At 61.0% G+C, this 23,319-nt stretch carries 23 protein-coding genes and 1 tRNA gene; 7 read left to right on the top strand and 17 right to left on the bottom strand.

Annotated features, from left to right (window positions below):
• Positions 1–40 precede the first annotated feature (40 nt).
• The 3 genes from ilvD to AB0O81_RS01450 are packed head-to-tail and all read right to left on the bottom strand — an operon-like array spanning position 41 to position 3,966.
• Positions 41–1,747 (bottom strand): dihydroxy-acid dehydratase, encoded by a 1,707-nt coding sequence (gene ilvD / locus AB0O81_RS01460; RefSeq protein ID WP_363580484.1) that lies wholly within the window; start codon positions 1,745–1,747, stop codon positions 41–43.
• 9 nt (positions 1,748–1,756) lie between these two features.
• Positions 1,757–2,536, bottom strand: coding sequence for a trehalose-phosphatase (otsB, locus tag AB0O81_RS01455; protein ID WP_363580482.1), 780 nt, complete (start codon positions 2,534–2,536; stop codon positions 1,757–1,759).
• On the bottom strand, positions 2,533–3,966 hold the full coding sequence (locus AB0O81_RS01450) for a trehalose-6-phosphate synthase (RefSeq protein WP_363580480.1): 1,434 nt from the start codon (positions 3,964–3,966) through the stop codon (positions 2,533–2,535). Before AB0O81_RS01450 ends, otsB begins: the two co-directional genes overlap by 4 nt.
• A gap of 81 nt (positions 3,967–4,047) precedes the next feature.
• Here AB0O81_RS01450 and AB0O81_RS01445 point away from each other — a divergent pair, with 81 nt between their 5' ends.
• Positions 4,048–4,302, top strand: coding sequence for a hypothetical protein (locus AB0O81_RS01445; RefSeq protein WP_363580478.1), 255 nt, complete (start codon positions 4,048–4,050; stop codon positions 4,300–4,302).
• A 4-nt stretch (positions 4,303–4,306) separates the two neighbouring features.
• Here the strand turns inward: AB0O81_RS01445 and AB0O81_RS01440 are convergent, their stop codons facing one another.
• Genes AB0O81_RS01440 through AB0O81_RS01425 form a run of 4 tightly spaced genes read right to left on the bottom strand, consistent with a single transcriptional unit; the run spans position 4,307 to position 7,409 of the window.
• Complete coding sequence (locus tag AB0O81_RS01440) at positions 4,307–4,747, bottom strand: GNAT family N-acetyltransferase (RefSeq protein ID WP_363580476.1); 441 nt, start codon at positions 4,745–4,747, stop codon at positions 4,307–4,309.
• 45 nt (positions 4,748–4,792) lie between these two features.
• The gene (locus AB0O81_RS01435; protein ID WP_363580474.1) at positions 4,793–5,977 is read right to left on the bottom strand and encodes an acetyl-CoA C-acetyltransferase; all 1,185 of its coding nucleotides are present in this window, start codon (positions 5,975–5,977) and stop codon (positions 4,793–4,795) included.
• 3 nt (positions 5,978–5,980) lie between these two features.
• Positions 5,981–6,628: a 3-oxoacid CoA-transferase subunit B gene (locus AB0O81_RS01430; protein ID WP_363580472.1), complete on the bottom strand. Its 648-nt coding sequence runs from the start codon at positions 6,626–6,628 to the stop codon at positions 5,981–5,983.
• Position 6,629: 1 nt separating this feature from the next.
• Complete coding sequence (locus AB0O81_RS01425) at positions 6,630–7,409, bottom strand: CoA transferase subunit A (protein ID WP_363580470.1); 780 nt, start codon at positions 7,407–7,409, stop codon at positions 6,630–6,632.
• A 105-nt stretch (positions 7,410–7,514) separates the two neighbouring features.
• Here AB0O81_RS01425 and AB0O81_RS01420 point away from each other — a divergent pair, with 105 nt between their 5' ends.
• Positions 7,515–8,312, top strand: a complete 798-nt coding sequence (locus tag AB0O81_RS01420) for an IclR family transcriptional regulator (protein ID WP_363580468.1) — start codon at positions 7,515–7,517, stop codon at positions 8,310–8,312.
• Between the two features lie 22 nt (positions 8,313–8,334).
• On the opposite strand, the gene AB0O81_RS01415 is transcribed toward AB0O81_RS01420, so the two are convergent.
• The 9 genes from AB0O81_RS01415 to AB0O81_RS01375 are packed head-to-tail and all read right to left on the bottom strand — an operon-like array spanning position 8,335 to position 16,989.
• Positions 8,335–9,282, bottom strand: coding sequence for an alpha/beta fold hydrolase (locus tag AB0O81_RS01415; protein ID WP_363580466.1), 948 nt, complete (start codon positions 9,280–9,282; stop codon positions 8,335–8,337).
• A complete protein-coding gene (locus AB0O81_RS01410; RefSeq protein WP_363580464.1) occupies positions 9,279–10,031 on the bottom strand; it encodes a 3-hydroxybutyrate dehydrogenase in 753 nt (250 codons plus the stop codon). The genes AB0O81_RS01415 and AB0O81_RS01410 overlap by 4 nt, the downstream gene beginning before the upstream one ends.
• Complete coding sequence (locus tag AB0O81_RS01405) at positions 10,028–10,714, bottom strand: TetR/AcrR family transcriptional regulator (protein ID WP_363580462.1); 687 nt, start codon at positions 10,712–10,714, stop codon at positions 10,028–10,030. The genes AB0O81_RS01410 and AB0O81_RS01405 overlap by 4 nt, the downstream gene beginning before the upstream one ends.
• Positions 10,711–12,264, bottom strand: a complete 1,554-nt coding sequence (locus AB0O81_RS01400) for an AMP-binding protein (protein WP_363580461.1) — start codon at positions 12,262–12,264, stop codon at positions 10,711–10,713. The genes AB0O81_RS01405 and AB0O81_RS01400 overlap by 4 nt, the downstream gene beginning before the upstream one ends.
• A complete protein-coding gene (locus AB0O81_RS01395; protein WP_363580879.1) occupies positions 12,264–13,388 on the bottom strand; it encodes a branched-chain amino acid ABC transporter permease in 1,125 nt (374 codons plus the stop codon). Before AB0O81_RS01395 ends, AB0O81_RS01400 begins: the two co-directional genes overlap by 1 nt.
• Positions 13,388–14,263, bottom strand: a complete 876-nt coding sequence (locus tag AB0O81_RS01390) for a branched-chain amino acid ABC transporter permease (protein ID WP_363580459.1) — start codon at positions 14,261–14,263, stop codon at positions 13,388–13,390. The genes AB0O81_RS01395 and AB0O81_RS01390 overlap by 1 nt, the downstream gene beginning before the upstream one ends.
• Positions 14,260–14,976 (bottom strand): ABC transporter ATP-binding protein, encoded by a 717-nt coding sequence (locus AB0O81_RS01385; protein WP_363580458.1) that lies wholly within the window; start codon positions 14,974–14,976, stop codon positions 14,260–14,262. The genes AB0O81_RS01390 and AB0O81_RS01385 overlap by 4 nt, the downstream gene beginning before the upstream one ends.
• Positions 14,973–15,770 (bottom strand): ABC transporter ATP-binding protein, encoded by a 798-nt coding sequence (locus AB0O81_RS01380; RefSeq protein WP_363580456.1) that lies wholly within the window; start codon positions 15,768–15,770, stop codon positions 14,973–14,975. The genes AB0O81_RS01385 and AB0O81_RS01380 overlap by 4 nt, the downstream gene beginning before the upstream one ends.
• Before the next feature lie 19 nt (positions 15,771–15,789).
• Complete coding sequence (locus AB0O81_RS01375; protein ID WP_363580454.1) at positions 15,790–16,989, bottom strand: substrate-binding domain-containing protein; 1,200 nt, start codon at positions 16,987–16,989, stop codon at positions 15,790–15,792.
• 230 nt (positions 16,990–17,219) lie between these two features.
• Here AB0O81_RS01375 and AB0O81_RS01370 point away from each other — a divergent pair, with 230 nt between their 5' ends.
• Positions 17,220–18,797: a molybdopterin-dependent oxidoreductase gene (locus AB0O81_RS01370; RefSeq protein ID WP_363580452.1), complete on the top strand. Its 1,578-nt coding sequence runs from the start codon at positions 17,220–17,222 to the stop codon at positions 18,795–18,797.
• Positions 18,798–18,876: 79 nt separating this feature from the next.
• On the opposite strand, the gene AB0O81_RS01365 is transcribed toward AB0O81_RS01370, so the two are convergent.
• Positions 18,877–18,949 (bottom strand) — tRNA-Lys (locus AB0O81_RS01365).
• 92 nt (positions 18,950–19,041) lie between these two features.
• On the opposite strand from AB0O81_RS01365, the gene AB0O81_RS01360 reads away from it, so the two are divergent.
• From AB0O81_RS01360 to AB0O81_RS01345, 4 genes are all read left to right on the top strand, one after another.
• Positions 19,042–19,869 (top strand): inositol monophosphatase family protein, encoded by an 828-nt coding sequence (locus tag AB0O81_RS01360; RefSeq protein ID WP_363580450.1) that lies wholly within the window; start codon positions 19,042–19,044, stop codon positions 19,867–19,869.
• Between the two features lie 29 nt (positions 19,870–19,898).
• Positions 19,899–20,501 carry a hypothetical protein gene (locus AB0O81_RS01355; RefSeq protein ID WP_363580448.1) on the top strand — a complete coding sequence of 201 codons (603 nt, stop codon included), beginning with the start codon at positions 19,899–19,901 and terminating at the stop codon, positions 20,499–20,501.
• Positions 20,502–20,619: 118 nt separating this feature from the next.
• Positions 20,620–21,945 (top strand): NAD(P)/FAD-dependent oxidoreductase, encoded by a 1,326-nt coding sequence (locus AB0O81_RS01350; RefSeq protein ID WP_363580446.1) that lies wholly within the window; start codon positions 20,620–20,622, stop codon positions 21,943–21,945.
• 114 nt (positions 21,946–22,059) lie between these two features.
• Positions 22,060–23,139, top strand: coding sequence for a DUF2510 domain-containing protein (locus tag AB0O81_RS01345; RefSeq protein WP_363580444.1), 1,080 nt, complete (start codon positions 22,060–22,062; stop codon positions 23,137–23,139).
• Positions 23,140–23,319: the final 180 nt, after the last annotated feature.

The following is a 23,319-nucleotide window of genomic DNA, read 5'->3' as shown; positions in this document are numbered from 1 at the left end:
ATGATCCTTGATCAGTCGAGTGAGATGTCTGCGGCGAAGCTCAACCGGTCGTTGCGCCCTGCGCAGCAGAACGAACGAGTCGGGAGTACTTGGCCAGGACGCCACGGGTATAGCGCGGGGGAAGTGGCTCCCAGCCTTCGCGGCGGGAGCTGAGCTCTGCGTCATCGACGAGTAGGTCGAGAGTGCGAGCCGCGATATCGACCCGTATCAGATCACCATCGCGCACGAAGGCAATTGGACCTGCGTCCACTGCTTCGGGTGCTATGTGGCCGATACACAGTCCGGTTGTGCCGCCTGAGAATCTGCCGTCTGTCAAGAGTAGTACATCTTTTCCGAGTCCCGCGCCTTTGATGGCCGCGGTGATCGCGAGCATCTCGCGCATTCCCGGTCCACCCTTGGGTCCCTCGTACCGAATGACGACGACGTCACCTGCGGCTATCTCACCGGCTTCGAGCGCGTCCATTGCGCCGCGTTCGCGCTCGAACACGCGAGCGGGGCCTTCGAATACGTCAGCGTCGAACCCTGCCGACTTCACGACGGCACCCTCGGGAGCCATCGAACCGTGCAAAATCGTAATGCCGCCGCTGGCGTGAATCACATTGTCGAAAGTGTGGATGACGTCCCCATCGACGGGGTCAGGGTTCAGATCAGCCAAGTTCTCAGCGAGCGTCTTGCCCGTGACGGTCAGAGCGTCGCCGTGGAGCAGCCCCTCGTCGAGCATCGCCTTCATGATCACCGGGATTCCACCCTGCCGGTCTACATCGTTCATGACGTACTGCCCGAACGGCTTCATATCGGCGATGTGCGGAGTCTTGTCGCCGATGCGGTTGAAATCGTGCAGGTCAAGATCAACCTGAGCTTCGCGCGCGATGGCAAGGAGGTGCAGAACCACATTCGTGGAGCCGCCGAGTGCCATCGCGAGCGCGATCGCGTTCTCGAACGCTTCCTTGGTGAGGATGTCGCCCGTGGTGATACCGAGACGAAGCAAGTTCACGACGGCCTCACCGGAGCGGTGGGCATAGAAGTCACGGCGACGGTCAGCTGCGGCCGGCGCAGCAGACCCTGGCAGGCTGAGTCCGAGGGCTTCGCCGACGGATGCCATCGTGTTCGCGGTGTACATGCCACCGCATGCGCCCTCACCCGGCGCGAACGCACACTCAATGCGTTTCAGGTCGGCTTCAGTCATGCGACCGGCCATGCACGCACCAACGCCCTCGAACGAATCGATGATCGTGATGTCTTTCTCGGTGCCATCGCTGAGCTTCACCCAGCCCGGCGCAATAGATCCGGCATACAGGAAGACACTCGAGAGGTTCAGCCGGGCCGCTGACATCAGCATGCCGGGGATTGACTTGTCGCAACCAGCAAGAAGCACCGAACCGTCGAGACGCTCCGCCATCATCACGGTCTCGACAGAGTCAGCGATGACCTCTCGAGATACGAGCGAGAAGTGCATGCCTTCGTGGCCCATCGAGATGCCATCCGACACCGAAATCGTGCCGAACTGCAACGGATAGCCGCCGCCGGAGTGCACCCCTTCTTTAGCCCCCTGCGCGAGTCGATCCAGACTCAGGTTGCAAGGGGTGATCTCATTCCAGCTCGAAGCAATGCCGATCTGGGGCTTATCCCAGTCGTCATCACCCATCCCTACCGCGCGGAGCATTCCGCGGGAAGTCGTGGCTTCGATGCCGTCGGTGACCACGCGGCTGCGCGGCTTGATGTCGATGTCGTTCTGCTGCTCGGGCATTATCGAAGTCTATTCCCGTGCGGCGCTGCGTTCGGTATTCAACACCGTCAACAGTGTGGACAACTCGGCAATGTCGGCGACACAGACGGTGGCGGCCGTAGGGGGCGCGCCAACCCGGATTCCCAGATCCCCCTCCCCCATGGTCTTGAGGGCATCTTCGTCGGTCACATCATCACCAGCAAACAGCACTGCAGTGGCCCCCACGTGCTCGCGCAGTTCGGCGATGGCGGTGTCTTTGCCTTCGTGCCTGAACGCATACTCGGTGATGTTGTGCCCCGTGCGTCGGCGCCAGTGCGGGGCCTCCGCAGCGACGAGTTCATCGACTCTCCGCTGCACATCGGGAGCAACGGCTGGGTCTACCAGGCGAGTGTGCAAACCGAATCCGAAGGTCTTGGGCTCAACCCAGACTCCGTCGATATCGGAGGTCGCCGCTTCGGCGTGTGCGCGCAGTTCGTCGCGCAGCCTGGCGTCGTCAGCGTGGTCGCCATGAGAAACCAACCCCGTTCCCGGGTACCAGAATTCGGCGCCATGCGAACCAGCCAACAAGATCTGCGACGCATCATCGTGCTCAGCGATCACGCGAAGATCTACCAAGCTTCGGCCAGAAACCAGCGCAACAATCGTCTCCGGCGCATCGATCAACGCATTCACAGCTGCGCGGGCGGCAGGAAACATGCGTGCCTGCATCGGCTCGTCAACGAGGGGAGAAAGGGTGCCATCGAAGTCGAGGGCGACTAGCAGCCGATCCGTCGTGGCGAGCTTGCGCACTGGGGCGAGATAGTTGCTCATCGGCGTGCCACCCGCGCAGCCTTCACAGTGCGGGCGTCAGCGAGCGCGGTGAGGAACGACTCGGACCACTTGGCGACATCGCTGTCAAGAACCTTTTTCCGAAGAGCACGCATCCGCTTGCCCTGTTCTGCTGGTGGCATCTGGATTGCCCTCATAATTGCGTCCTTCATACCGTCGATGTCGTGCGGGTTGATACGCACCGCGCTTGCCAGTTCATCGGCCGCGCCTGCGAACTCGCTCAACACGAGTGTGCCCCGGTTATCAATGCGGGCCGCGACGTATTCTTTCGCCACCAGGTTCATGCCGTCACGCAACGCCGTGACGAGCATGACGTCGGCAGCAAGGAAGAGCGCGACCATCTCTTCGCGGGGGTAGGAATTGTGCAGATAGCGAATCGCCGTGTGGCCGGTCGTATCGAAGTCACCGTTTACGCGACCCACCGCGAGCTCGATTTCGTCGCGCAGCTGCATGTACGCCTCGACGCGCTCGCGACTGGGGCTTGCCACTTGCACAAGCGTCACATCTTCAACGCCCACGTGGCCGTCTTCGAGTAGTTCGCCAAAGGCCTTGAGTCGGTGGCGGATGCCCTTGGTGTAGTCGAGGCGGTCCACGCCAAGCAAAATCTTGCGGGGGTTGCCGAGCTCTTGACGGATCTCAGCTGCCCTTGCCTGCACCTTCGGGTCTTTTGCGAGCTCAACGTACGAAGATGCATCAATCGAGATTGGAAACGCTTTTGCGAGTGCGTTGCGAGTGGTGCCGTTTTCAAGCGGAACCGTGATGCCTGTTGCTTTGGTCGTGTAGTGGAACAGCCGCCGCACGGCGCGAGCGAAGTTTCCGGCGTCTGCGACGCGCTGAAAGCCAATGACATCGGCACCAAGCAATCCCTCAAGCACCTGTTTGCGCCAGGGCAGCTGCGAGTAGAGACCGTATGCGGGAAACGGAATGTGGTGAAAGTAGCCGATGGTCAGATCTGGGCGAGCTTCGCGAAGCATCTTGGGGACCAGCTGCAACTGATAGTCCTGCACCCACACCGTGCCGCCAGGGGCGGCAGCTTCAGCAGCCGCTGCAGCAAAACGCTTGTTAACGCGCACGTAGGAGTCCCACCAGATGCGGCGGTACCTCGGCGCCGCGATGACATCGTGGTACAGCGGCCAGAACGTGTCGTTCGACATGCCTTCGTAGTAAAGCTCGATCTCTTCCGCGCTGAGCTTGACCGGAACAAGAAGAGTTCCATCAAACTCGAACGGCTCCACCTCGAGGTCAGCGCCCCCGGCCCAGCCCACCCATGCGCCGTCTTCCTTCTTCATGACAGGCTCGAGCGCGGTGACGAGACCGCCCGGTGAACGACGCCACGACAATTCGCCATCAGCATCCACCACGCGATCTACGGGCAGTCGGTTTGCAACAACAACAAATTCGGCTTGTGACACAGGCCCTCCCGGGTCGGCAGTATGCAGTCAGGCTAACAGTCGCAGGTGCCGCATTGCCTACGAGACGGGTAGCGTGTAGGCATGCGCTCGTATGTCTTCGGAACTGGTCTCCTTTCCGCTCTCACCGGCGGGCTCACGCTCCTGCGTAGCCTTCGCGATGGTGACCCGTTTACCTGGCGCCAGGCACTCGCCTGGGCAAGTTGGGCCATTACGGTGGCTCTCGTCGTCGGCGCCATCGTTGATACCCGTCGCGCCGAGAAGGGCAAGATCGCGCCGGTCGATTCCCCGGTGCACGGCAAAGAATCCAAGCTCGCCTACCAGAATCTGAACCGCTGACTTCTCAGACGAGCATCTCGTAGTGCACGAAGCCCGTGTGCTCGGCAACTTTGTCGTATAGGTGCCGCGCGCTCCCGTTGTCATGCGCAGTGAGCCAATAGACCTTCTCAGAGCCTGCGGCCGCCGCCCACGCACAAACGTGCTCGATCAACTGGCGGCCCGTTCCCCCGCCACGTGAGTGAGGACTAACGAACAGGTCTTCGAGATAGCAGTACGTCGCCGTCGTCCACGTTCCCGCGTGCGTCAGCCAATGCACGAATCCAATGGCCAGACCCTGATCGTCACGCGCGATCGCTCCGTGCAGTTCTTGATCCGCAACCATGCGCACGAAAGTCGCTTCGGTAACGTCACGAGCTATCTCAGACTTGTAGAACGTCAAATAGCCCTGCCACAGCGGATTCCACTCGTCGAAGTCAGCGGAGGTCAGCGCGGCGATCGTGGTCATAGTGCTGACGCTAGCGCGTGTAGAGCTACCGCGTAAGTGTCCGCCCTAGCGAGTGAGAATCAGCGCATCGCCCTGGCCGCCGCCGCCGCACAGCGCGACCGCCGCCGTACCGCCGCCGCGGCGCACCAATTCGTGCACGGCGTGCACGACGAGTCGGTTGCCCGACGCGCCGATCGGATGGCCCAGGGCAATGCCTCCGCCGTCGGGGTTGACAACCTCGTCGCTCAGCGAAAGTTCCCGTTGCGATTGCGCGACCACGGCGCCGAAGGCCTCGTTGATCTCGACAATGTCAAGGTGGCGCGGCGCAATCCCCTGTTTCTCGCACGCCTTCTCGATGGCGCGGGCAGGCTGGGACTGGAGCGAGTTGTCTGGTCCGGCGACTTGGCCTGATTCACCGACGACAGCCAGCACCGTCCAACCATTCTCTGCGGCATGGGCACGCGTCGTCAGCACCACCGCCGACGCGCCGTCCGAGATTGGCGAGGAGTTGCCAGCAGTGATCGATCCCCCCTCGGCGAATGCCGCTCGCAAGCCCGCGAGCGTCTCGACGGTCGTTCCGGGCCGGATGCCTTCGTCAGTGACAACGGAAATGGGATCGCCCTTGCGCTGCGGCACTTCTACCGGAACGATCTCCGCCTCGAATCGGCCCTCTGCCTGCGCCGCGGCCGCTCGTTGGTGCGATCGGGCCGCCACCGCATCCTGGGCCTCACGGGTCATCTCCAGTCGCACGTTGTGGCGCTCGGTGGAGGCGCCCATGCTCTCGTTGTCGTAGGCGTCGGTGAGTCCGTCGAAGGCCATGTGATCGAGGGCTTCAATGGAACCGTATGCCCAGCCATCGCGAGAGCCCATGAGCAGATGAGGTGCCCTGGTCATCGATTCCATCCCGGCTGCGACGACGACGGTGGCATCGCCCGTCGCAATCATTCGTGCACCATCGATAATCGCCGTCAGGCCCGACAGACACACCTTGTTCACCGAGGAGGCGTGAACGTTCCACGGGATGCCCGCACCGACCGCAGCCTGCCGAGCCGGATTCTGGCCCGCGCCAGCCGCGAGCACCTGACCGACCAGCACAGCGTCGACGGCATCAGTCGGAACAGACGCCTGGGCCAGCGCACCTCGAATGGCGGTGCTGCCCAGTTGCACCGCGGTGAGCGAACCGAACTGACCTTTGAGGCGACCTTGCGGCGTGCGCGCCGCTGCGATAATCACGATGTCGTTGTTAGTCATTGTTCACACTTTCAATTCATCGGCGATGGTGAGATGAGGCTCGGTGGCCGCGAGCACGTCAGCGACGCTGACGCCCGGCGCGACCTCGACGAGCACAAGCCCATTGTCTGTCACATCGATCACTGCGAGGTCGGTAATTATGCGGTCGACCACCGCACGACCGGTCAGGGGCAGCGAGCAATGATCGACAATCTTGGCTGATCCGTCGCGCGCAACATGTTCCATCAGCACGATCACACGGGCCGCGCCGTGAACAAGGTCCATCGCTCCCCCAGGGCCCTTAACCATCTTTCCCGGAATCATCCAGTTGGCGAGATCGCCCGATGCTGACACCTGCATGGCGCCGAGGATTGCCGCATCGATCTTGCCGCCGCGGATCATGCCGAAACTTGTCGCCGAATCGAAGAATGACGACCCCGGTTGCACGGTGACAGTCTCTTTGCCGGCATTGATGAGGTCTGGATCGACGTGAGCCTCTGCGGGATAGGCGCCAACGCCCAATATGCCGTTCTCCGACTGCAACACCACGGAGACACCCTCAGGAAGATTGCTGGGCACGAGCGTAGGAATTCCGATGCCGAGATTCACGTACGATCCATCGGCAAGTTCCGCCGCTGCACGCGCGGCCATTTCGTGTCGAGTGAGTGCCATGTCAGTTGTCTCCCGTCGACGCAGCCACAGTGCGGCGCTCGATTCGCTTCTCGATATCAGTGCCGACCTCGACGATGCGGTGCACGTAGATGCCCGGCAGATGAATCGAGTCGGGGTCCAATTCCCCCGGCTCTACGAGCTCCTCTACCTGCGCGATACACACGCGCCCAGCCATCGCGGCAAGCGGGTTGAAGTTTCTTGCGGCTTTGTTGAATACCAGGTTGCCGTGGCGGTCGCCTTTCAGCGCATGAACCAGGGCAAAGTCCGTGACGATCGCTTCCTCCAGCACGTACTCGCCGTTCACGCCGCCCATCTCGAACGTGCGCACATCCTTTGCCGGCGACGCTTCTGCGATGCCGCCGGCACCGTCATAACGGCGGGGCAGCCCTCCTTCAGCGACCTGGGTGCCCACGCCCGTCTGGGTGAAGAAAGCGGCGATCCCCGAGCCCCCAGCGCGAAGCTTCTCCGCCAGGGTGCCTTGCGGCGTGAGTTCAAGCTCAAGCTCCCCCGAGAGAAACTGCCGCTCGAACTCCTTGTTTTCGCCAACGTAAGACGAAGTCATCTTGCTGATGCGTCCAGCGTTCAACAACACACCTAGCCCCCAATCATCGACGCCGCAGTTATTGCTGACGACGCTGAGGCCACCCGTGCCTTGGACGAGCAATGCGGTGATGAGCGCGATCGGGTTGCCCGAAAGCCCAAACCCGCCCACGGCTAGCGATGCTCCGTGCGATATGTCGGCGACGGCCAGCTCGGCAGACGCCCATGTCTTGTCGATCACGCGATGACTCCTTTGTGTCGTGCTAATCCGATCTTCGCGCGCACATTGACGATCGCTCGCACAATGTGTTGCCATGTGGAGTATTCAACGAATAGTGTCCATATTATGGACTCAAAGTCATTTGGAACGACACCCGTACCCGGCGCACAGTCCGTGGCTCGCGCAGCTCAGCTGCTTCGAATCGTCACTTCCGCAGGCACCGAAGGGCTGAGCTTGGTGGACATCTCGCATCGTTCAGCGCTGACTCGCCCGACCACCCATCGTCTCCTTGCCGCGTTGCGCCAGGAAGGCCTCGTTGATCAAGATGAACAGTCGGGCCGGTGGATACCAGGTCCAGAACTGTATTTGATGGGCACCGTCGCCGCGGCGCGGTATGACATCACCGCCAGTGCGCGCGACATTGTGCGTTCGCTCGCTGTTCGCACCGAAGAGAGCGCGTTCTTATCTGTGCGGCGTGGCGACGAAACCGTCTGTCTACTACGCGAAGAAGGGAGCTTTCCCATCCGCTCCTTCGTCCTGTCTGAGGGCGTACGGTTTCCTCTCGGGGTGGCTTCGGCGGGTCTGGCCATATTGTCGTTCTTGCCTAGCCACGATGTGGACGCATACCTTGAGCGTCACCCAGAATTACCCGCTCAATGGGGAGCTTCGCACAGTGAGAAGCGACTGCTCGCGCGCGTCAGAGAGACGAAGGCGCGCGGTTACGCGGTGAACCCAGGGCTGATCGTCGAGGGCAGTTGGGGTATGGGGGCGGCAGTGTTCACCGCTGCCGGGCATCCGCAATGGGCCCTCAGCCTGACCGGCGTCGAGTTCCGCTTCGGTCCTGAGCGAATCGCCGAACTTGGGCGCACTCTGCTCGCGCACGCCCACCAACTATCGACCCGAATAGCCGCCGCGCCACGCTGACCCCACCGCCCCGCTGGGCTGGCTAATGCGCGGTATCCACCTGCATTGAAAGTTCCTGCTGCACGACCGCAGCGACGCGGGCGGCGCCACTCGGAGACATCACAATCGTGTAATGGTTGAACTCGGTCAGCCGCTCATGATCTACCGCTGGCAGCTCCTGCAACACACGCGCGAGATGCTCTGGCGCATAGAGACCGGGGGGCTCGTTCTGCAGTCCCAACGGCACGGTGAGCAGACGGGTTGGATGGGCCAGTTGCACGATCGCCTCTGACAGTGCCTTGCCGGTGTTCATGTCGACGGTGTCATCTGCCGTCGTCTCATAGCTTGTGGCCGGACGCAGACTGCCGTCACCAGCCGCGACAAGGTCGTATGCAAGGTACGCCTCAAGTTCAGGGGTCCAAGAATCAGCAAAGGCGGGGTGTTGGCGCCAGAAGTCGAGGTATTCGCCCGTACTCGCGAACCGCATTGACAACCGTGCTGCTGTCGGCCCGAGAATCGCCGCAACCATTTCGTCTGCGTCCATCCCAGCAGGAACGTCGAGGGGCAAACCGCCGTCGACGAGAACAAGCCGAGAGACGCGCTCGGGATGCAGATGAGCAAACGTCACAGCGACGAAACCACCCATCGAGTGCCCGACGACGAGAGCCTGCTCGACGTGCAGAGCATCGAGCGTCGCCTTCAGATCATTCGCGTGTGCTTTCATCCCGGCATCACCGATCAGAGAGTTGCTCGCTCCCCTACCGCGGAGGTCGGGAGCGATAACACGCACTCCAGGCAACAGATCCACCACGAATGGCCACGCAAGGTGTGACGCTGTCACCCCATGGATAAGGACGACATCGCTCACCCGCGAATCGCCGCCGAGTGGTGCTCTGGCGAGTTCTTCGCTGTCGAGCGGTTCCCACACTGCGACGCGGAGTTTGCCGCCTTCGACATCGACATCGACCGTGCGGTAATTGTGACTGCTCATCGTGCCGTCCACCCACCGTCCATGGCGTAGGAAGAGCCAGTAACCATACCGGCCTGGTCCGATGCCAACCAGCCCACCAGCGAAGCGACTTCCTCTACTTCGACGAGCCGCTTCACGGCCATCTCGGTCAGCATGATCTTCTCAACGACCTCGCTCTCGTCGATGCCATGAACCATGGCCTGGTCAGCGATCTGCTTTTCGACCAGCGGTGTACGCACGTAGGCGGGATTCACGCAGTTGCTCGTCACTCCGTGAGAGGCGCCTTCCAACGCGGTCACTTTCGAGAGTCCTTCGAGCGCATGTTTGGCCACCACGTATGCCGACTTGAACGCGCTCGCGCGCAAGCCGTGCACACTTGAGATATTGACTACGCGTCCCCAACCGCGCTCATACATTCTCGGCAGTGCTGCGCGGATCAGCAGGAACGGTGACTCCACCATGAGCCGCTGCATGAGGCGAAACGCGTCAGGATCAAAATCGACAAGGGGGCTCACGCGCTGAATACCAGCGTTGTTGACGAGGATGTCCACGTCGACGGAGGCATCCTGCACCTGCGCCGTGTCTGAAAGATCAATAACCCACGCTTCGCCGTTGACTGCCCGCGCCGCCACGGCCGCTGCATCGGCGTCGCGATCCGCAATGATCACATGCGCGCCACGCGCGGCGAACCCGTGTGCACACGCAAGCCCGATCCCACTCGCTCCCCCGGTCACAAGGGCGCGGCGGCCGCGCAGGTCTTGGTCGGTCATGAATGACTTCCTTCGTTCTCGTGTCGAGGTGCCAGAGCATTGTCGATGAATCGGGCCATACCATCGAAGACTCTCGGGGCAAGAGTCGCTGGCGGTCGGCCCTGCTCGTCTGTCTCCCACAGCAAGAAGCGCATGCCGATCAGTTCGCCCATGCCCATCAGTGCCCAGGCTGTTGTCTCCGGATCGAGCTGACGATCAACATCGCCGGTGAGTTGGGCAGCGCGCAGACCTTCTTCATAGCCTTCAACGATGCGGGTGTAGTGAAGACGGAGCACCGCAGGTGAAACGAACTCCGCTTCGCGAACGACCCGGTAAAGCGCCGGGTGCTCTGCCGTGAAACGAAAGAAGCCAGCGAAACCCGCCCGCTCAGCCTCAAGCCGGCTGTGGGCGTCGACCATCGCGTCAGACATGGCCTTGCGCACGCGTCTGTTGAGGTCGATGACAAGGGCCTCGAAGATGGTCTGCTTGCTATCGAAATAGAGGTAGAAGGTACCAAGTCCAATTCCGGCACGGTCAGTGATCTTCACGATGGATGCCTCGTGATACCCCTGGTCAGCAAAGACTTCCTCAGCTGCTTCGAGGAGCTTTCTGCGGGTCGCTTCGCCCCGTTTGGTCAATGGTCGACCCGTGACTGACGAGACCAGCTCGCTCGTCTCGTCTGCTAGCTCACTGAACGTGGTCATGACTGTGCCTTCTCACTCAGTTCTTTTGCAGCATCGCGCAGACGAGAACGCGCAAGCTTCTCGATGGCCGTACGAGGAAGGTCACTCACTATGTCTACTCGGACGGGCACTTTGAATGAGGCGAGGTTGCTGCGTGCGTGAGCTAGCACCTCGTCGGCCGACAGCGTGGCACCCGCTGCGGGAACCACGAAAGCGACACCGCGCTCACCCCACACTTCATCGGCGACGCCAATCACCGCGGCTTCCTTGATCAGCGGATGCAGCGCGAGCGCATACTCGACCTCGCTTGGCGCGACGTTTTCCCCACCCGAAATGAAGATGTCTTTGAGACGGTCGACCACGCGATACACCCCCTCGCTGTCGCGCGCAACAAGGTCCCCCGTGCGCAACCACCCATCGGTCATCGCACGCTGTGTCGCATCCGGATCGCCAAGGTATCCCGCAAAGATGCTTGGCCCACGCACCCACAATTCGCCCACCGCCTCGCCGTCGAGCGTAAGACCGGACTCGACGTCGATCAGGCGCACCGTCACGTGCGGATAGGGCCGGCCCACCGCACCGCGATGCGCATTCGATTCCGCGGCGGGCAGGTGCAGAACATTCGGCGAGGCCTCGGTCAAGCCGTACCCCTGAGTGAGCGCAATGCCCCGATCATTCCACACCTGCTGCAGGGAGGCGGGCATCGTCGAGCCCCCGACCAACGCCAATCGAAGTGATGAAACATCCGCGTGTTCCCATTGGCTATCGGTGACCATCAGCGAGTAAAGCGTCGGTACCCCCATCATCGCCGTGACGCCCCGCTCCTCGATAAGGCTCAGCGCTCGCGATGGCTGAAACGATCTCTCGAGAACGACGGTCGCGCCGACCCACCAGGCCAACAACGGCTGGCAATTCCATGCAGCGATGTGAAACTGCGGCAGGACCGCCAGCACAACGTCGTCTTGTGTAAGCGGCAGCGCCTGCGCAAGCGCGAGGTTGTTCCAAAAGCAGTTCGCGTGAGTGAGAACGACGCCCTTCGGCGACGACTCCGTGCCTGACGTGAAGATGACGAGCAACGGATCATCATCGTGAACCGGCCGATGCTCGACAGGTTGCGACGCCACCGGCACCTCGCGCTCGATCCCAGTCGTACCCAGTTCTGCGGCGACAGGTTGTTCCCCTAGCGCTCGAAACGCTTCGCTCGCGAGCGCGGCGTGTTCGTCATCGATCAACACGAGCGCTGGCACCGAGCGACGCATCACGTCTGAGAGTTCCCTCGGTGTGAGGCGCCACGACAACGGCACCAGTGCGACGCCAGCAAGTGCGCACGCGAAGAAGACGACAACCTGATCAGTCGAGTTTCCCGATACGGTCGCAATTCTGTGGCCGGGTCCGTATCCACTTTCTCGAAGCTTGCTTGCGAGATCGCCTGCTCTTCGTGCGAGCGTCTGGTAGTCGGTGATCACTCCCCTGTCGTCGATCGCCGCATGCCTCGGTGACCTCCCGGCGCGATCGATCAGCCACCTCCCGATCGTGTGGGCACCGTCGTCGATCTCAGCTGTCCAGCTCATCAGCGCACCTGCACCGATGTCTCAAGTTCATCCGCGGCGTCGTCGAGCCGGTGCAGGGAGTCTCGCACCCGGTCACCCCTGCGACGTCGCACTGCTGCGTCAATGGTTCCCGCGATACCGCCTGGCAAGAACATCACCACCAAGATGAACAGCGCACCCAGAATGAACAGCGGCTCTGATAGCGGCACCCGAAGCACGTCTGGCAGAGAAGCGATAGCGTCCGAGCCAGCGAGCACAGTGAGACGCTGATCCAGCAAGGTGTAGAGCACGCCTCCAAGAATGGCACCCCAACGGAAGCCAACACCACCGAGTACGACCATCACGAGAACGGTGATCGTGAAGTCAGCCGAGACCGCCCGTGGCACCGTGCCTGACTGGAGCAGCATGTAGGCGACACCCGCGAGGCTTGCGAGCCCGGCCGCAATGATGAAGACGAGCAGTCTTACTCGGTAGGGGTTCAGTCCCAGCACACGAACGCGCTGCTCATTCTCTCGAGTGGCTCGGGCGAGGTGACCCAAACGCGACGTATCAACCCACAACGTGACGAGATACACCACGACGAGTACTGCGAGGGTGAACCAATAGAGGTTGCGCGTGTTGACGACACCAATGAGGAAGTCAGGCACCGATTCGGTGTTAAGGCTGAGTCCTTCTTCGCCGCCGGTGATCTGAGAGTTGCGACGCACGAGCACCGACCCCGCCTGCGCGAATGCAAGCGTGACCATTGCGAAGGGAATGCCCGAGACCCGCATCGAGACCGCACCGGTGACGAGAGCGATAACCATGCCGCCGATGAGCGCGATGAAGATGCCAGGCCACAGCGGCACGCCAAAGTGCTCAAGGGCGACGCCCAGGCCATACGCACCAGCGCCGAAGTAGAGCGCGTGGCCAAACGACAGCATCCCGCCGCTGCCAAGCAGCAGGTTGTATGACAGCGCGAGGGCTGCAAACACCATGCATAGTGAAAGCAACGCAAGCGTTCCCGGCAAGTAGGTCGCGGTCGGCAAGATTCCCGGAAGCGACAGGTTGAGCATCGGAAGCAATGCCATGAATCCGATCAGTCCGACTCCCACCGCAACGGGTGCGTAACGGCGAATGGATCGCGAAGGAGCGTTGTTCATCATCATGCCTTCTTTCCCAGCAGTCCGGCCGGTCGCAGTAGGAGCACAGCCGCCAGCAAGATAACGACGATGAAGTCGCCCGTTCCCCCGAGATAGAAGTTGGCGAACTGCTGCAACACGGCAACCAGCACAGACGCCACGGCAGCACCGGTGAGTGAGCCGAGCCCGCCAACGACGGTGACGATGAAGGCGAAGATGAGCAAGGTCGCTCCAAGATGCGCAGACACAAACGTCGAGTAATGCATCGCCAGCACTCCGCCGATGCCTGCCGCCGCACCTCCGATGGCGAACACGAGAGTGAATGACTTGCGCACGTCGATACCGAGTGCAGTCACCATGCTGCGATTCTCGACGCCGGCACGAATGATCATGCCGTAGCGCGTCTTCTTTAAGAAGATCACGAGGGCCAGCAGCACAAGAATTGCCGCGATCATGAGCACCCAGTAGGTGTTCGGAATGCGAGCCCCGAGTACGTCGGTGGTCTGCTTGAGCCACGGCGGCCCCGAGATGTGAATGGCATCCGTTCCCCAGATGCCCTCGAATAGCGCTACCGCGGCGAACGACAATCCGACCGTTACCAATACCTGTTCGATATGGCGCTCATAGAGCGGTCGAATGAGCACGAGTTCGGTCAGCGCCGCGAAGATAGCGCCCACGACCGCACCTACCGCTATTGAGACGAGAAATGACCACCATGATTCGGTGCCGAGCGCCTGCGCGACCATCCAGCCGACGAATGCGCTCAGTGTGAGGAACGCGCCATGTGCGAAGTTCAGCACGTGCATCAGCCCGTAGATAAGACTCAGTCCACTCGCGACGAGAAAGTACAGTGCGCCCAATCCAACGCCAGTAATGAGGGTGAGGATGAGGGTGCTCATGCGTGGGCCTCCGTGTGGACGCCCAGCAAGCGGCGGGTGAGCTCTTGGTCAGCAAGAATTTCACGAGCGTTGCCGGTGTGGACCACGCGACCGCCGCCGATCACAATGGCACCGTCCGCCAATTGCTTAACTACCTCGAGATTCTGTTCCACGAGTAGAATCGGAACCACTTTCGATGCCTCCAACAGCGCGTCGGCGACTTCGCCGACAATCATCGGCGCCAAACCCTTCGTTGGTTCATCAACGAGGAGCAGCTGGTTGTCGTTGAGGAGAGCGCGAGCGACCGACACCATCTGCTGCTGACCTCCAGAAAGCGTGCCAGCCAACTGATCACGCCGTTCGACAAGATCCGGAAAGAGCTCTGCCACGAACTCTCGTCGCGGTGCACGCTGGCGCTCCGCGAGAGCAAGGTTCTCAGCCACGGTGAGCTTCGAGAAAATCTCACGGTCTTCAGGCACATAGCCCACCCCGCGCTGCACAATGCGATGGGTGGCGAGTCCGCTGATCCGCTCGCCCGCAAGCAGCACCTCACCGCGGCGATGTATGAGCCCCAGGATGCCACGCAACGTGGATGTCTTACCTACGCCGTTGCGGCCCAACACCGCCGTGATGCCAGTTGCAGGAACGTCAAATGTGACATCTTCAACGACTTGCTGGCCCCCGATCGAGCATCGCAGCTGGCTCACTTGCAGGATGGGTGATGCGGCGCTCATGCGGCTGTCCCCAGATATGCCTTCTGCACGATGGGGTTGTCCATCACGTTCTGTGGGGTGTCGTAGGCGATGATGCTGCCGAAATACATGACCGCGACCTTGTCCACTAGGTCCATCAGCACGTCAATGTGGTGTTCCACCATCAGCACCGTGCAGCCTTTCTGGTGCTGCATCTCGCGAATGTTCTCTACCAAACCCTTCACATCTCCTGAGGCAACTCCGGCCATCGGCTCGTCCAGCAGCACCAGGTTGGCGTCAGTCGCGAGCAACACGGCTATTTCAAGCTTGCGTTTGTCACCATGCGAAATGTCCCCTGCGGCAGCGTTCTGCATGTGCGTAAGACCTACCGCCGCAAGCTTGTCGAGTGCGAGCTCGGTCGCAGCATCCGACCGCTTGGGAAAACGCAGCAGAGAAGTCGACCCGCCAAGAGAAACCTGGGCCGCAAGCCGCACGTTCTCGAGCACTGACAGTCGCGGGAAGTTGCTCGATGTTTGAAAAGTGCGCCCCAGTCCCGCCCGCGCTCGTGCTGGCACCGATGTCTTCGTGACGTCGTGGCCATCCACAAGAAGGCGTCCCGCCGTCGGCTTCATCAGTCCGGAAACCACGTTGAAAAATGTGGTTTTGCCGGCGCCGTTCGGACCAATCACACCGACGATCGATCCAGCTGACACATCGAGGTCGACATCTTTCAAGATCGTCGCACCGCCGATCTGCAATCCAAGTCTCTCGACAGTGAGGGCTGCCCCTCTGGGCGGGTTGTCCGAAGTTGGCTCGGACGGAACTGGGGTGCTCATCTTCTTAGGGCGCTTCCGATCACTGGGCTTCAGCAGGCGCAACAGCGTCTGCGGCGGCGGTGTCGACCAGCTCGGCGACGTATCCGTCACCATCAGCGACGAGCCGAACCTGATACATCTCCTGGATCAGGGCGTGGTCGCTTTCTCGCACCGTCATCGTGCCCTTGGGACCTTCAAACGAAAAGCCTTCGAGTGCTGCGATCATCGCGTCGACGTCGCCCTGGCCTTCTTCGATCGCTTGCACGACCATGATCGCTGCGTTGAATCCATCAGGACTGAACAGATCTGGAGTGCCACCATCTGCCTCGATCGCTTCGATCATTGCGGTGTTCACTTCATTGTCATTGGCGCCTGCGAAGTAGTGATTCAGAAAGCTGATCTGCTCGGAGGCTTCGCCATATGCACCGAAGGTGGCGAGATCGCCAAGACCGGTCACGACAGGCACCTCGTCGAGAACGCCCTGCTGGCTCATGGCCTGCCACATGGCGCCAGAGGTTGCACCCGCCCACGCGACGAAAACGAGATCGGGCGAGCTGGCGAGCACCTGCTGGGCGAACGGAGTGAACTCGGTGACGTCTTCTGCGACGAGCACTGACTCGACGCTCGCGCCTTGCGCACCGAGGATCTGCTCGACCGCGGCGAGGTTCCCCTGGCCGAAGGCGCTATCTTGCGCGAAGACGGTGACGGTTCTTCCGTCGATGTCGTCGAGGAATGTTCCTGCCGTCGCCACATCCTGCGCGCTCTGGCGGCCAGAGCGGAAGGTGTATTCGTTGATGCCGGTGATGGCATCGGCTGCCGCAGGGCCCGAAATGTACAACACCTCATTCTGCGAGGCTTGTTCTGCAACGGCCAGTGCGACACCACTCGACGCCGTGCCGGCGATGATGTTCACACCCTCACCAATGAGTTCCTTTACTGCGGTGACAGCTTTGTCTGGATCGCCAGCGTCGTCGCGATACTCGACGTTGATCGTCGTGTCACCGACCATTCCAGTGCCGTCGGTCGCATAGTCCAGACCGGCATTGAAACCGTCAAGGTACTGCGTGCCATAGGTGGCGAGTGCGCCGCTCTCGCTGGTAACGATGCCGACTGTGACTTCTGAGGCCTCCGCCGCATCGGTTGTGTCGCTACCGGTCGTCGCCTGTGGCGCGCAGGCCGCCAGAGCGATCGCGGCCGTGGCGACCACGGAGCCTAGGAGCAACTTTTTCGAAACGCTCATTTGCATGCCTTTCACCATTGAAGTGCGAATAACCTGAAACCTGATTCAGGTACTGGTAATACTAGGTTCGGCCAACGCTCGGGTCAAGGGTGCACAGTTCACGTTCGCTCACTGTTATGCAATCGCGACCTCCGCACTGCATTGCCCTGCGCGCCGACATCCAATCCGATTGACGGTTTGAACCGAACAATCCCTGAGGCTGGGAGACCCTGGCGATAGGAGGCCAGGAGATGGCGAAGACGACAACACGTGCCGTGTTCTGGCTCTGGAGTGCACTGGCGGGAGTCATCAGCGCTGCTGTTTTCCTCGCCGTCGCCGAGGCGCTTGCTCTCATCACCGACCGAAACGGGAGTCCGATACTCGCGGTGGGTGGCTTCGTGATCGACATCGTGCCGCAGCCGTTTAAAGAGTTCGCGATCACCACATTCGGGGAGTATGACAAGATCGCACTGCTCGTGGGCCTCGGTCTTGCCGTGCTCATCGCTTCGGCGATCGCTGGGATACTGCAATTTCTCAAGCCGCCGCTTGGCATCATCGCGCTTGTGATCGCTGGAATACTGTCTGTCGCCGCGATAGTGACGCGGGCTGGCGCGACTGCAATCTCGGCTATTCCTGCTATCGCTGGCACTGTTGCGAGCTGTTTCCTTCTCTGGTTTCTGATCATGCGCCTGCGACGGTGGGCTGCGGCCGACCTGAGCGCAACCAACTCCCCCGCTCAAGATGATTCGGGTAAGAGCGTAGATCGGCGAACGTTCTTCGCTGTGTCTGCGATCGCAGGAGCTTCAGCCGTACTGGTCGGTGTCGGCGCCCGCGTCGCGAACGTGGCTACCTCGTCGATTGACTCAGTCCGCAAAGCTCTGAAACTTCCCGCTCCGAAGAGCACCATCTCCATCCCCGCGGGCGCAGAACTCGACGTCGAAGGCGTTTCGTCGCTGATCACCTCGAATGAAGACTTCTACCGCGTCGACACCGCGCTCACGGTGCCATCGATCGACCCTTCGAGTTGGCGCCTCACTATCACAGGCATGGTCGACGAAGAGATTCAACTCAGTTTCGACGATCTGGTTGGCATGGGGCTCGATGAGTTCGCAATCACCCTCACCTGCGTGTCCAATGAGGTGGGCGGGGATCTTCTTGGCAACGCGATTTGGCTGGGAATCCCGGTGCGAGATGTGCTGAAAAAGGCCGGTGTGAAGTCCGGTGCAGATATGGTGCTCTCCAGAAGCGTCGATGGATTCACCGCTTCGACGCCCTTAGAATCGCTGACCGACGATGGTCTTGACGCGATCCTTGCCGTGGGTATGAACGGTGAACCCTTGCCCCTCGAACACGGTTTTCCGGTGCGCATGGTCGTACCCGGACTCTACGGCTACGTATCGGCCACGAAATGGCTGACTGAGCTAAAGGTGACGACTTTCGCAGACGATGAAGCGTACTGGACGCCGCGCGGCTACAGCGCGAAGGCCCCGATCAAGTTCTCATCGCGCATCGACACACCGCGCCCCGGCACTCCGATCACAGCCGGACGCACCGCAATCGCCGGCATGGCGTGGGCACAGACGGTTGGCATCGAGCGGGTCGAAGTGAAGATCGATGACGGCGATTGGCAGAGCGCGACCACATCCGAGCCGATCAATAGCGACACCTGGGTGCAGTGGTATTTGGATTGGGATGCTGAGCCCGGCACCCACTACATATCGGTTCGCGCCGTGAACAAGAATGGTGACCTGCAGATCGAGGAACGCGCCCCGATCGCGCCAGACGGTTCTGCGGGGTGGCAGCGCACACTAGTCACTGTGTCGTCGTAACGCGTCAGCTCGGCTACGAGATCTGCGCGGGCGCAAAAATAGCCCTGCGACCTGGCGAGAGGTCAAAGGGCTATTTTCGTGCACCCCCTCGGACTTGAACCGAGAACCCACTGATTAAGAGTCAGTTGCTCTGCCGATTGAGCTAGAGGTGCGTGATTCGAAATTTCCGAACCGAGGGTCAACATTAGCATCACGATAGGGCGGCACGGAAATCGAGCCCGCAAACGGCCAGTAATCTTGGAGGGTGACCTCCCCCGCCGCGCCTTCGCGCTTCGCAGAGCCGTTTGACGGCGATCTGACTGACGACCTCGAACTCGCCCAGCGCATTGCTGATGCGGCCGATTCAGCATCCATGAGCCGCTTCGATTCGCCGGATCTCGAGGTCAGCACGAAAGCCGATGCGACGCATGTCACGGAAGCTGATCTTGCCACCGAGCGAGTGATCCGCGATCTCATCGAGGCAGAGCGGCCCAACGATGGCATCTTCGGTGAAGAGTTCGGCGTTACCGGCGACTCCGCGCGCCAGTGGATCATCGATCCGATCGATGGCACCGCGAACTATCTCAAAGGCATCCCGATGTGGTCAACGTTGATCGCCCTCGCCATAGATGGGATCCCTCGCGTGGGCGTAGTCAGTCAACCGGGCATCGGCCGCCGTTGGTGGGGCGCAACTGGCTTGGGCTCTTGGACCAACACAACCGCCGGCGGCACCCGGCGCTTAGCAGTTTCGCCTATCAACTCACTCGCAGAGTCGAGTGTTAGCTTTCAGAGCATCGAGCAGTGGCGGGATGCTAATGAGTTGCCGGCCCTCGAACGTCTCACCTCCGCGGTGTGGCGTGATCGTGGGTATGGCGACGCGTGGCCCTATATGTTGCTCGCTGAAGGCCGGTTGGAGTTTGTTGCGGAATTCGGAGTGAAGGAGTACGACATCGCGTCGCATGTTCCGATCATTCTCGAAGCAGGTGGACGCTTTACATCGTTCGCGGGCAACGACTCACTTAGTGAACGTTCCTCACTTGCCACCAACGGGATTCTGCACGACGACTACCTGACGTTGCTCCACCGTTCTTGACCACGATCCCCTCCCCCGGAGACCGCCCCATGCTCACGTTCCGTACCCGCTTCGGCGCGATCGTCGCCCTTTCTCTCACGACCGCCATATTCGCCACAGGTTGCGCTTCAGCCGACGACGTTGCCGAGAGTACCCCGAGCGCTGAAGCCAGTTCCGGAGCAACTCCCACCGCTGGCGTGGTTGACACGGACAGCACCGCGGAACCCGAGGAACCCGTGGTTCTTGTCACTCCCACCTGTGAAGAGATGATCGGCGAGAACGTCGTTGACGACTTCATGAGCATCGGATGGACGGCGAAAGCGGAAACCTTCTATCTCGGCAACATTGAAGTAGCTGACGGCGTGCAGTGCATTTGGGCTGACTATTCCGGCACACAGAGCGACCAACTGCAGAAGTTCGGCTGGGCGCAGATCAGTGACGAAGACGCCGCGGCAGGTCAGGCTGCACTTGTGCAGGAAGGCTGGGTGCGTGAAGAAGCGCCCGAGGGCGTCTACATCACCGAGAATCCGGAGACGGCCTTCGCGCCGGTCGATGGCTACGGCGTCACATATCTGTTCACCGAGGGCATCGTCATTCTCTCTGACACGAAGCAGGGCCTCCTGCTCATCGAATGGCCAAAGGGCGAGTCGTAGACCGCGATTAGTGCCGAACGCGGCACATCCGATGAGGCGATCAAATGCTCTCGCGTACGATGCCCACGAGCGCTACCGTCAGAGTGCGGACGAAGCCCGCGGTGAAACGAGGCGGAGAATGGAACAGCACGACACGATCGTGGTGGGGGCCGGCGTTGCCGGGCTGACCGCTGCGCGGCTTCTCAGCAAATCCGGCATGAGCGTAGTCGTGCTCGAAGCTCGAAACCGCGTCGGTGGACGCGTGTGGACCGACCGCAACGAAGATCTCGTCACTGACCTTGGTGCCTCATGGATCCATGGAACCGTCGACGAGCCGGTGGCTGCGGCGGCAACCGCCTTCAACATGCCGACGATGGAGTTCACTGTTGGTGGCTATCAGCCAGATAGCCGTCCGATCGCCTACTACAGCGCTGATGGTCAAAGACTTTCGGATGCTGAGGCACGCCGTTTCGCTACAGACATCCATGTGGTCGACGCCACGCTCGCAGAGGTAGTGGCCAGATCTGCGCCAGATGACTCCTACCGCGACGCAACAGAGAGTGCGATCGTTGCGCAGGGATGGGATGACGAACGCGCGTTGCGCGTGCGGGAGTACATGGAACACCGGTCAGAAGAACAGTACGGCGCATGGATCGAAGATCTGGCAGCGCACGGCCTCGACGACGATTTCATCGAAGGTGACGAGGTCGTGTTTCCCGACGGCTATGACCGATTGGCTCAACATCTTTCCGAGGGCATCGACGTGCGTCTTCAACACGTGGTCTCGAAGGTGCATTGGTCGACCAAGGGCGTCGTAGTGTCATCAGATCAAGGCATGTTTACAGCAAACAATGCAGTGATCACTGTGCCTGTCGGGGTGCTGCAATCCGATGGCTTTGTCATTGATCCAGCGCTACCGGAGCCGAACGCAGGGGCGCTTTCTCGGCTGCAGATGAACGCCTTCGAAAAGATCATCTTGCGCTTCGAGAGAAGGTTCTGGGATGCGGACGTCTATGCAATCCGCCAGCAGGGCCCCGAAGCCCGCCGTTGGCACTCCTGGTACGACCTCACCTCTTTGCACGGCGAGCCCACCTTATTGACATTCGCCGCTGGCCCCACCGCCCAAGAGATTCGTGGCTGGAGCGAAGCGCAAGTAGTCGAATCGGTGCTCGATCAATTGCGTCGGCTCTACGGCGATGTTGTCGTAGAACCATGGCATGTGCACATCACCCATTGGCAAGACGACCCCTTTTCTCACGGCTCGTACGCCTTCATGAAGGTTGGCTCGACAACGGCTGACCACGATGCGCTCGCGACTCCTGTCGGAAGAGTTCTTCACCTCGCGGGCGAAGCGACCTGGACCGATGACCCCGCTACAGTGCCTGCGGCGCTAGCATCTGGGCACCGCGCCGCCTGCAACGTTCTTGGTCGCTCACTGCCTGTTGAAGAGGTCTGGGGTAGCTGAGCTACAACGAAAAGGCGCTGGCAGGTCGATGCATCCGAAGCGGACTGTGTCGTCCATTCCCTCTAGGATCTGAAGAACGACCGAGCGTGGGGCTCGGTCACCGAAAGGAACCTTATGTCTGACCCAAACGAGCCGAGCGCCTACGCGGCGAACTGGTACCCCGACGCGAACGCGCCAGGCCAGGAGCGATACTACGATGGCAGCGCCTGGACCGATCAGGTCCGCCCTGCTGCCAGCACACAGGCGCCAGCGCCGGCCGCCACGGTCGCACCGGAGCCAGAGAAGGGATCGAAGAAGACCCAGAGCATTGTTGGCATCGTAGCCCTGGCTATCTCCGTAGTAGGGTTCATTTTTGCCTGCATCCCCGGCGCCTTCATCCTGGGGTGGGTGCTGCTGCCGGTGGGATTCATCCTGGGCATCGTCGCCCTTTTCCAGAAAGGCAAACCCAAGTGGCCCGGGCTGACCGCGATCATCGTGTCAGTCATCGGCACAATCGTGGGAATGGTTGTATTCATCGCTCTGGCTGCTGGCGCCGTGGACGATGCGTTCCAGGACAGCGTGACCGAAGACGTGAGCGCCGCCGATACCGCCGAGGAGGAAGATCCTGCGGTTGAGGAGCCTGCTGCCGTGGCCGTCGAGGAGCTAGTGCTCGGCGAATCCACGTTTGGCGTGAACGCCGAGGATGGCTGGGGTTGGTACGCCGTGCAGGTCACCAATCCGAACGAAGACTACGTCTTCTCGTTCGCAGAAATCTCTGTCGAGGCATACGATGCCGCAGGGGTACTGCTGGACACCAGCGGCACCTACACCACGATCCTCTCAGGAGAGAGCTGGTACGTGGGCGACTTCTACGACATCGGCACTGGGGTCATCGACTACATCGAAGTGCGTGTCCCGATGGCCACCGAGGCTACCTACTCCCCCGCATCCGAAACGGGGACGATGACCATAACGGACATCGTCACCGGCTCCGAGTACGACTGGATGACGGTCACCGGAAAGCTGGTGTCAGATTTCTCGAACGACCAAGACTTTGTCACGATCGACCTGATCGCCCGCGACAGCACCGGGAACATTGTCGGCGTGAATTCCACCTACACTGACCGGGTCCCTGCTGGTGGCACGGTGGCTTGGGAGAGCTCGTACTGGACGGTCCCACTGGATTCCTCGGTGACCGCCTACCCGCACCTGTAGCGGCAGGCATCACCCCTGGGAGTGGCACCACAAAGGGTCCAAAGTCTCGCATATTCACGCGGACTTTGGACCCATTGTTCATGACAACGGCTGGTGGAGATGGGGGGAATCGAAATGCCAGCAGAGGCATATGTCGACCTCCAAATAGCCTCAAAAACCGCGTAATTATGCGGCTATTCG

The organism is Microbacterium sp. NPDC076911 (genome assembly GCF_040687125.1).
GTDB lineage: Bacteria > Actinomycetota > Actinomycetes > Actinomycetales > Microbacteriaceae > Microbacterium.
This window is presented reverse-complemented; position numbering and strand designations above follow the sequence as displayed.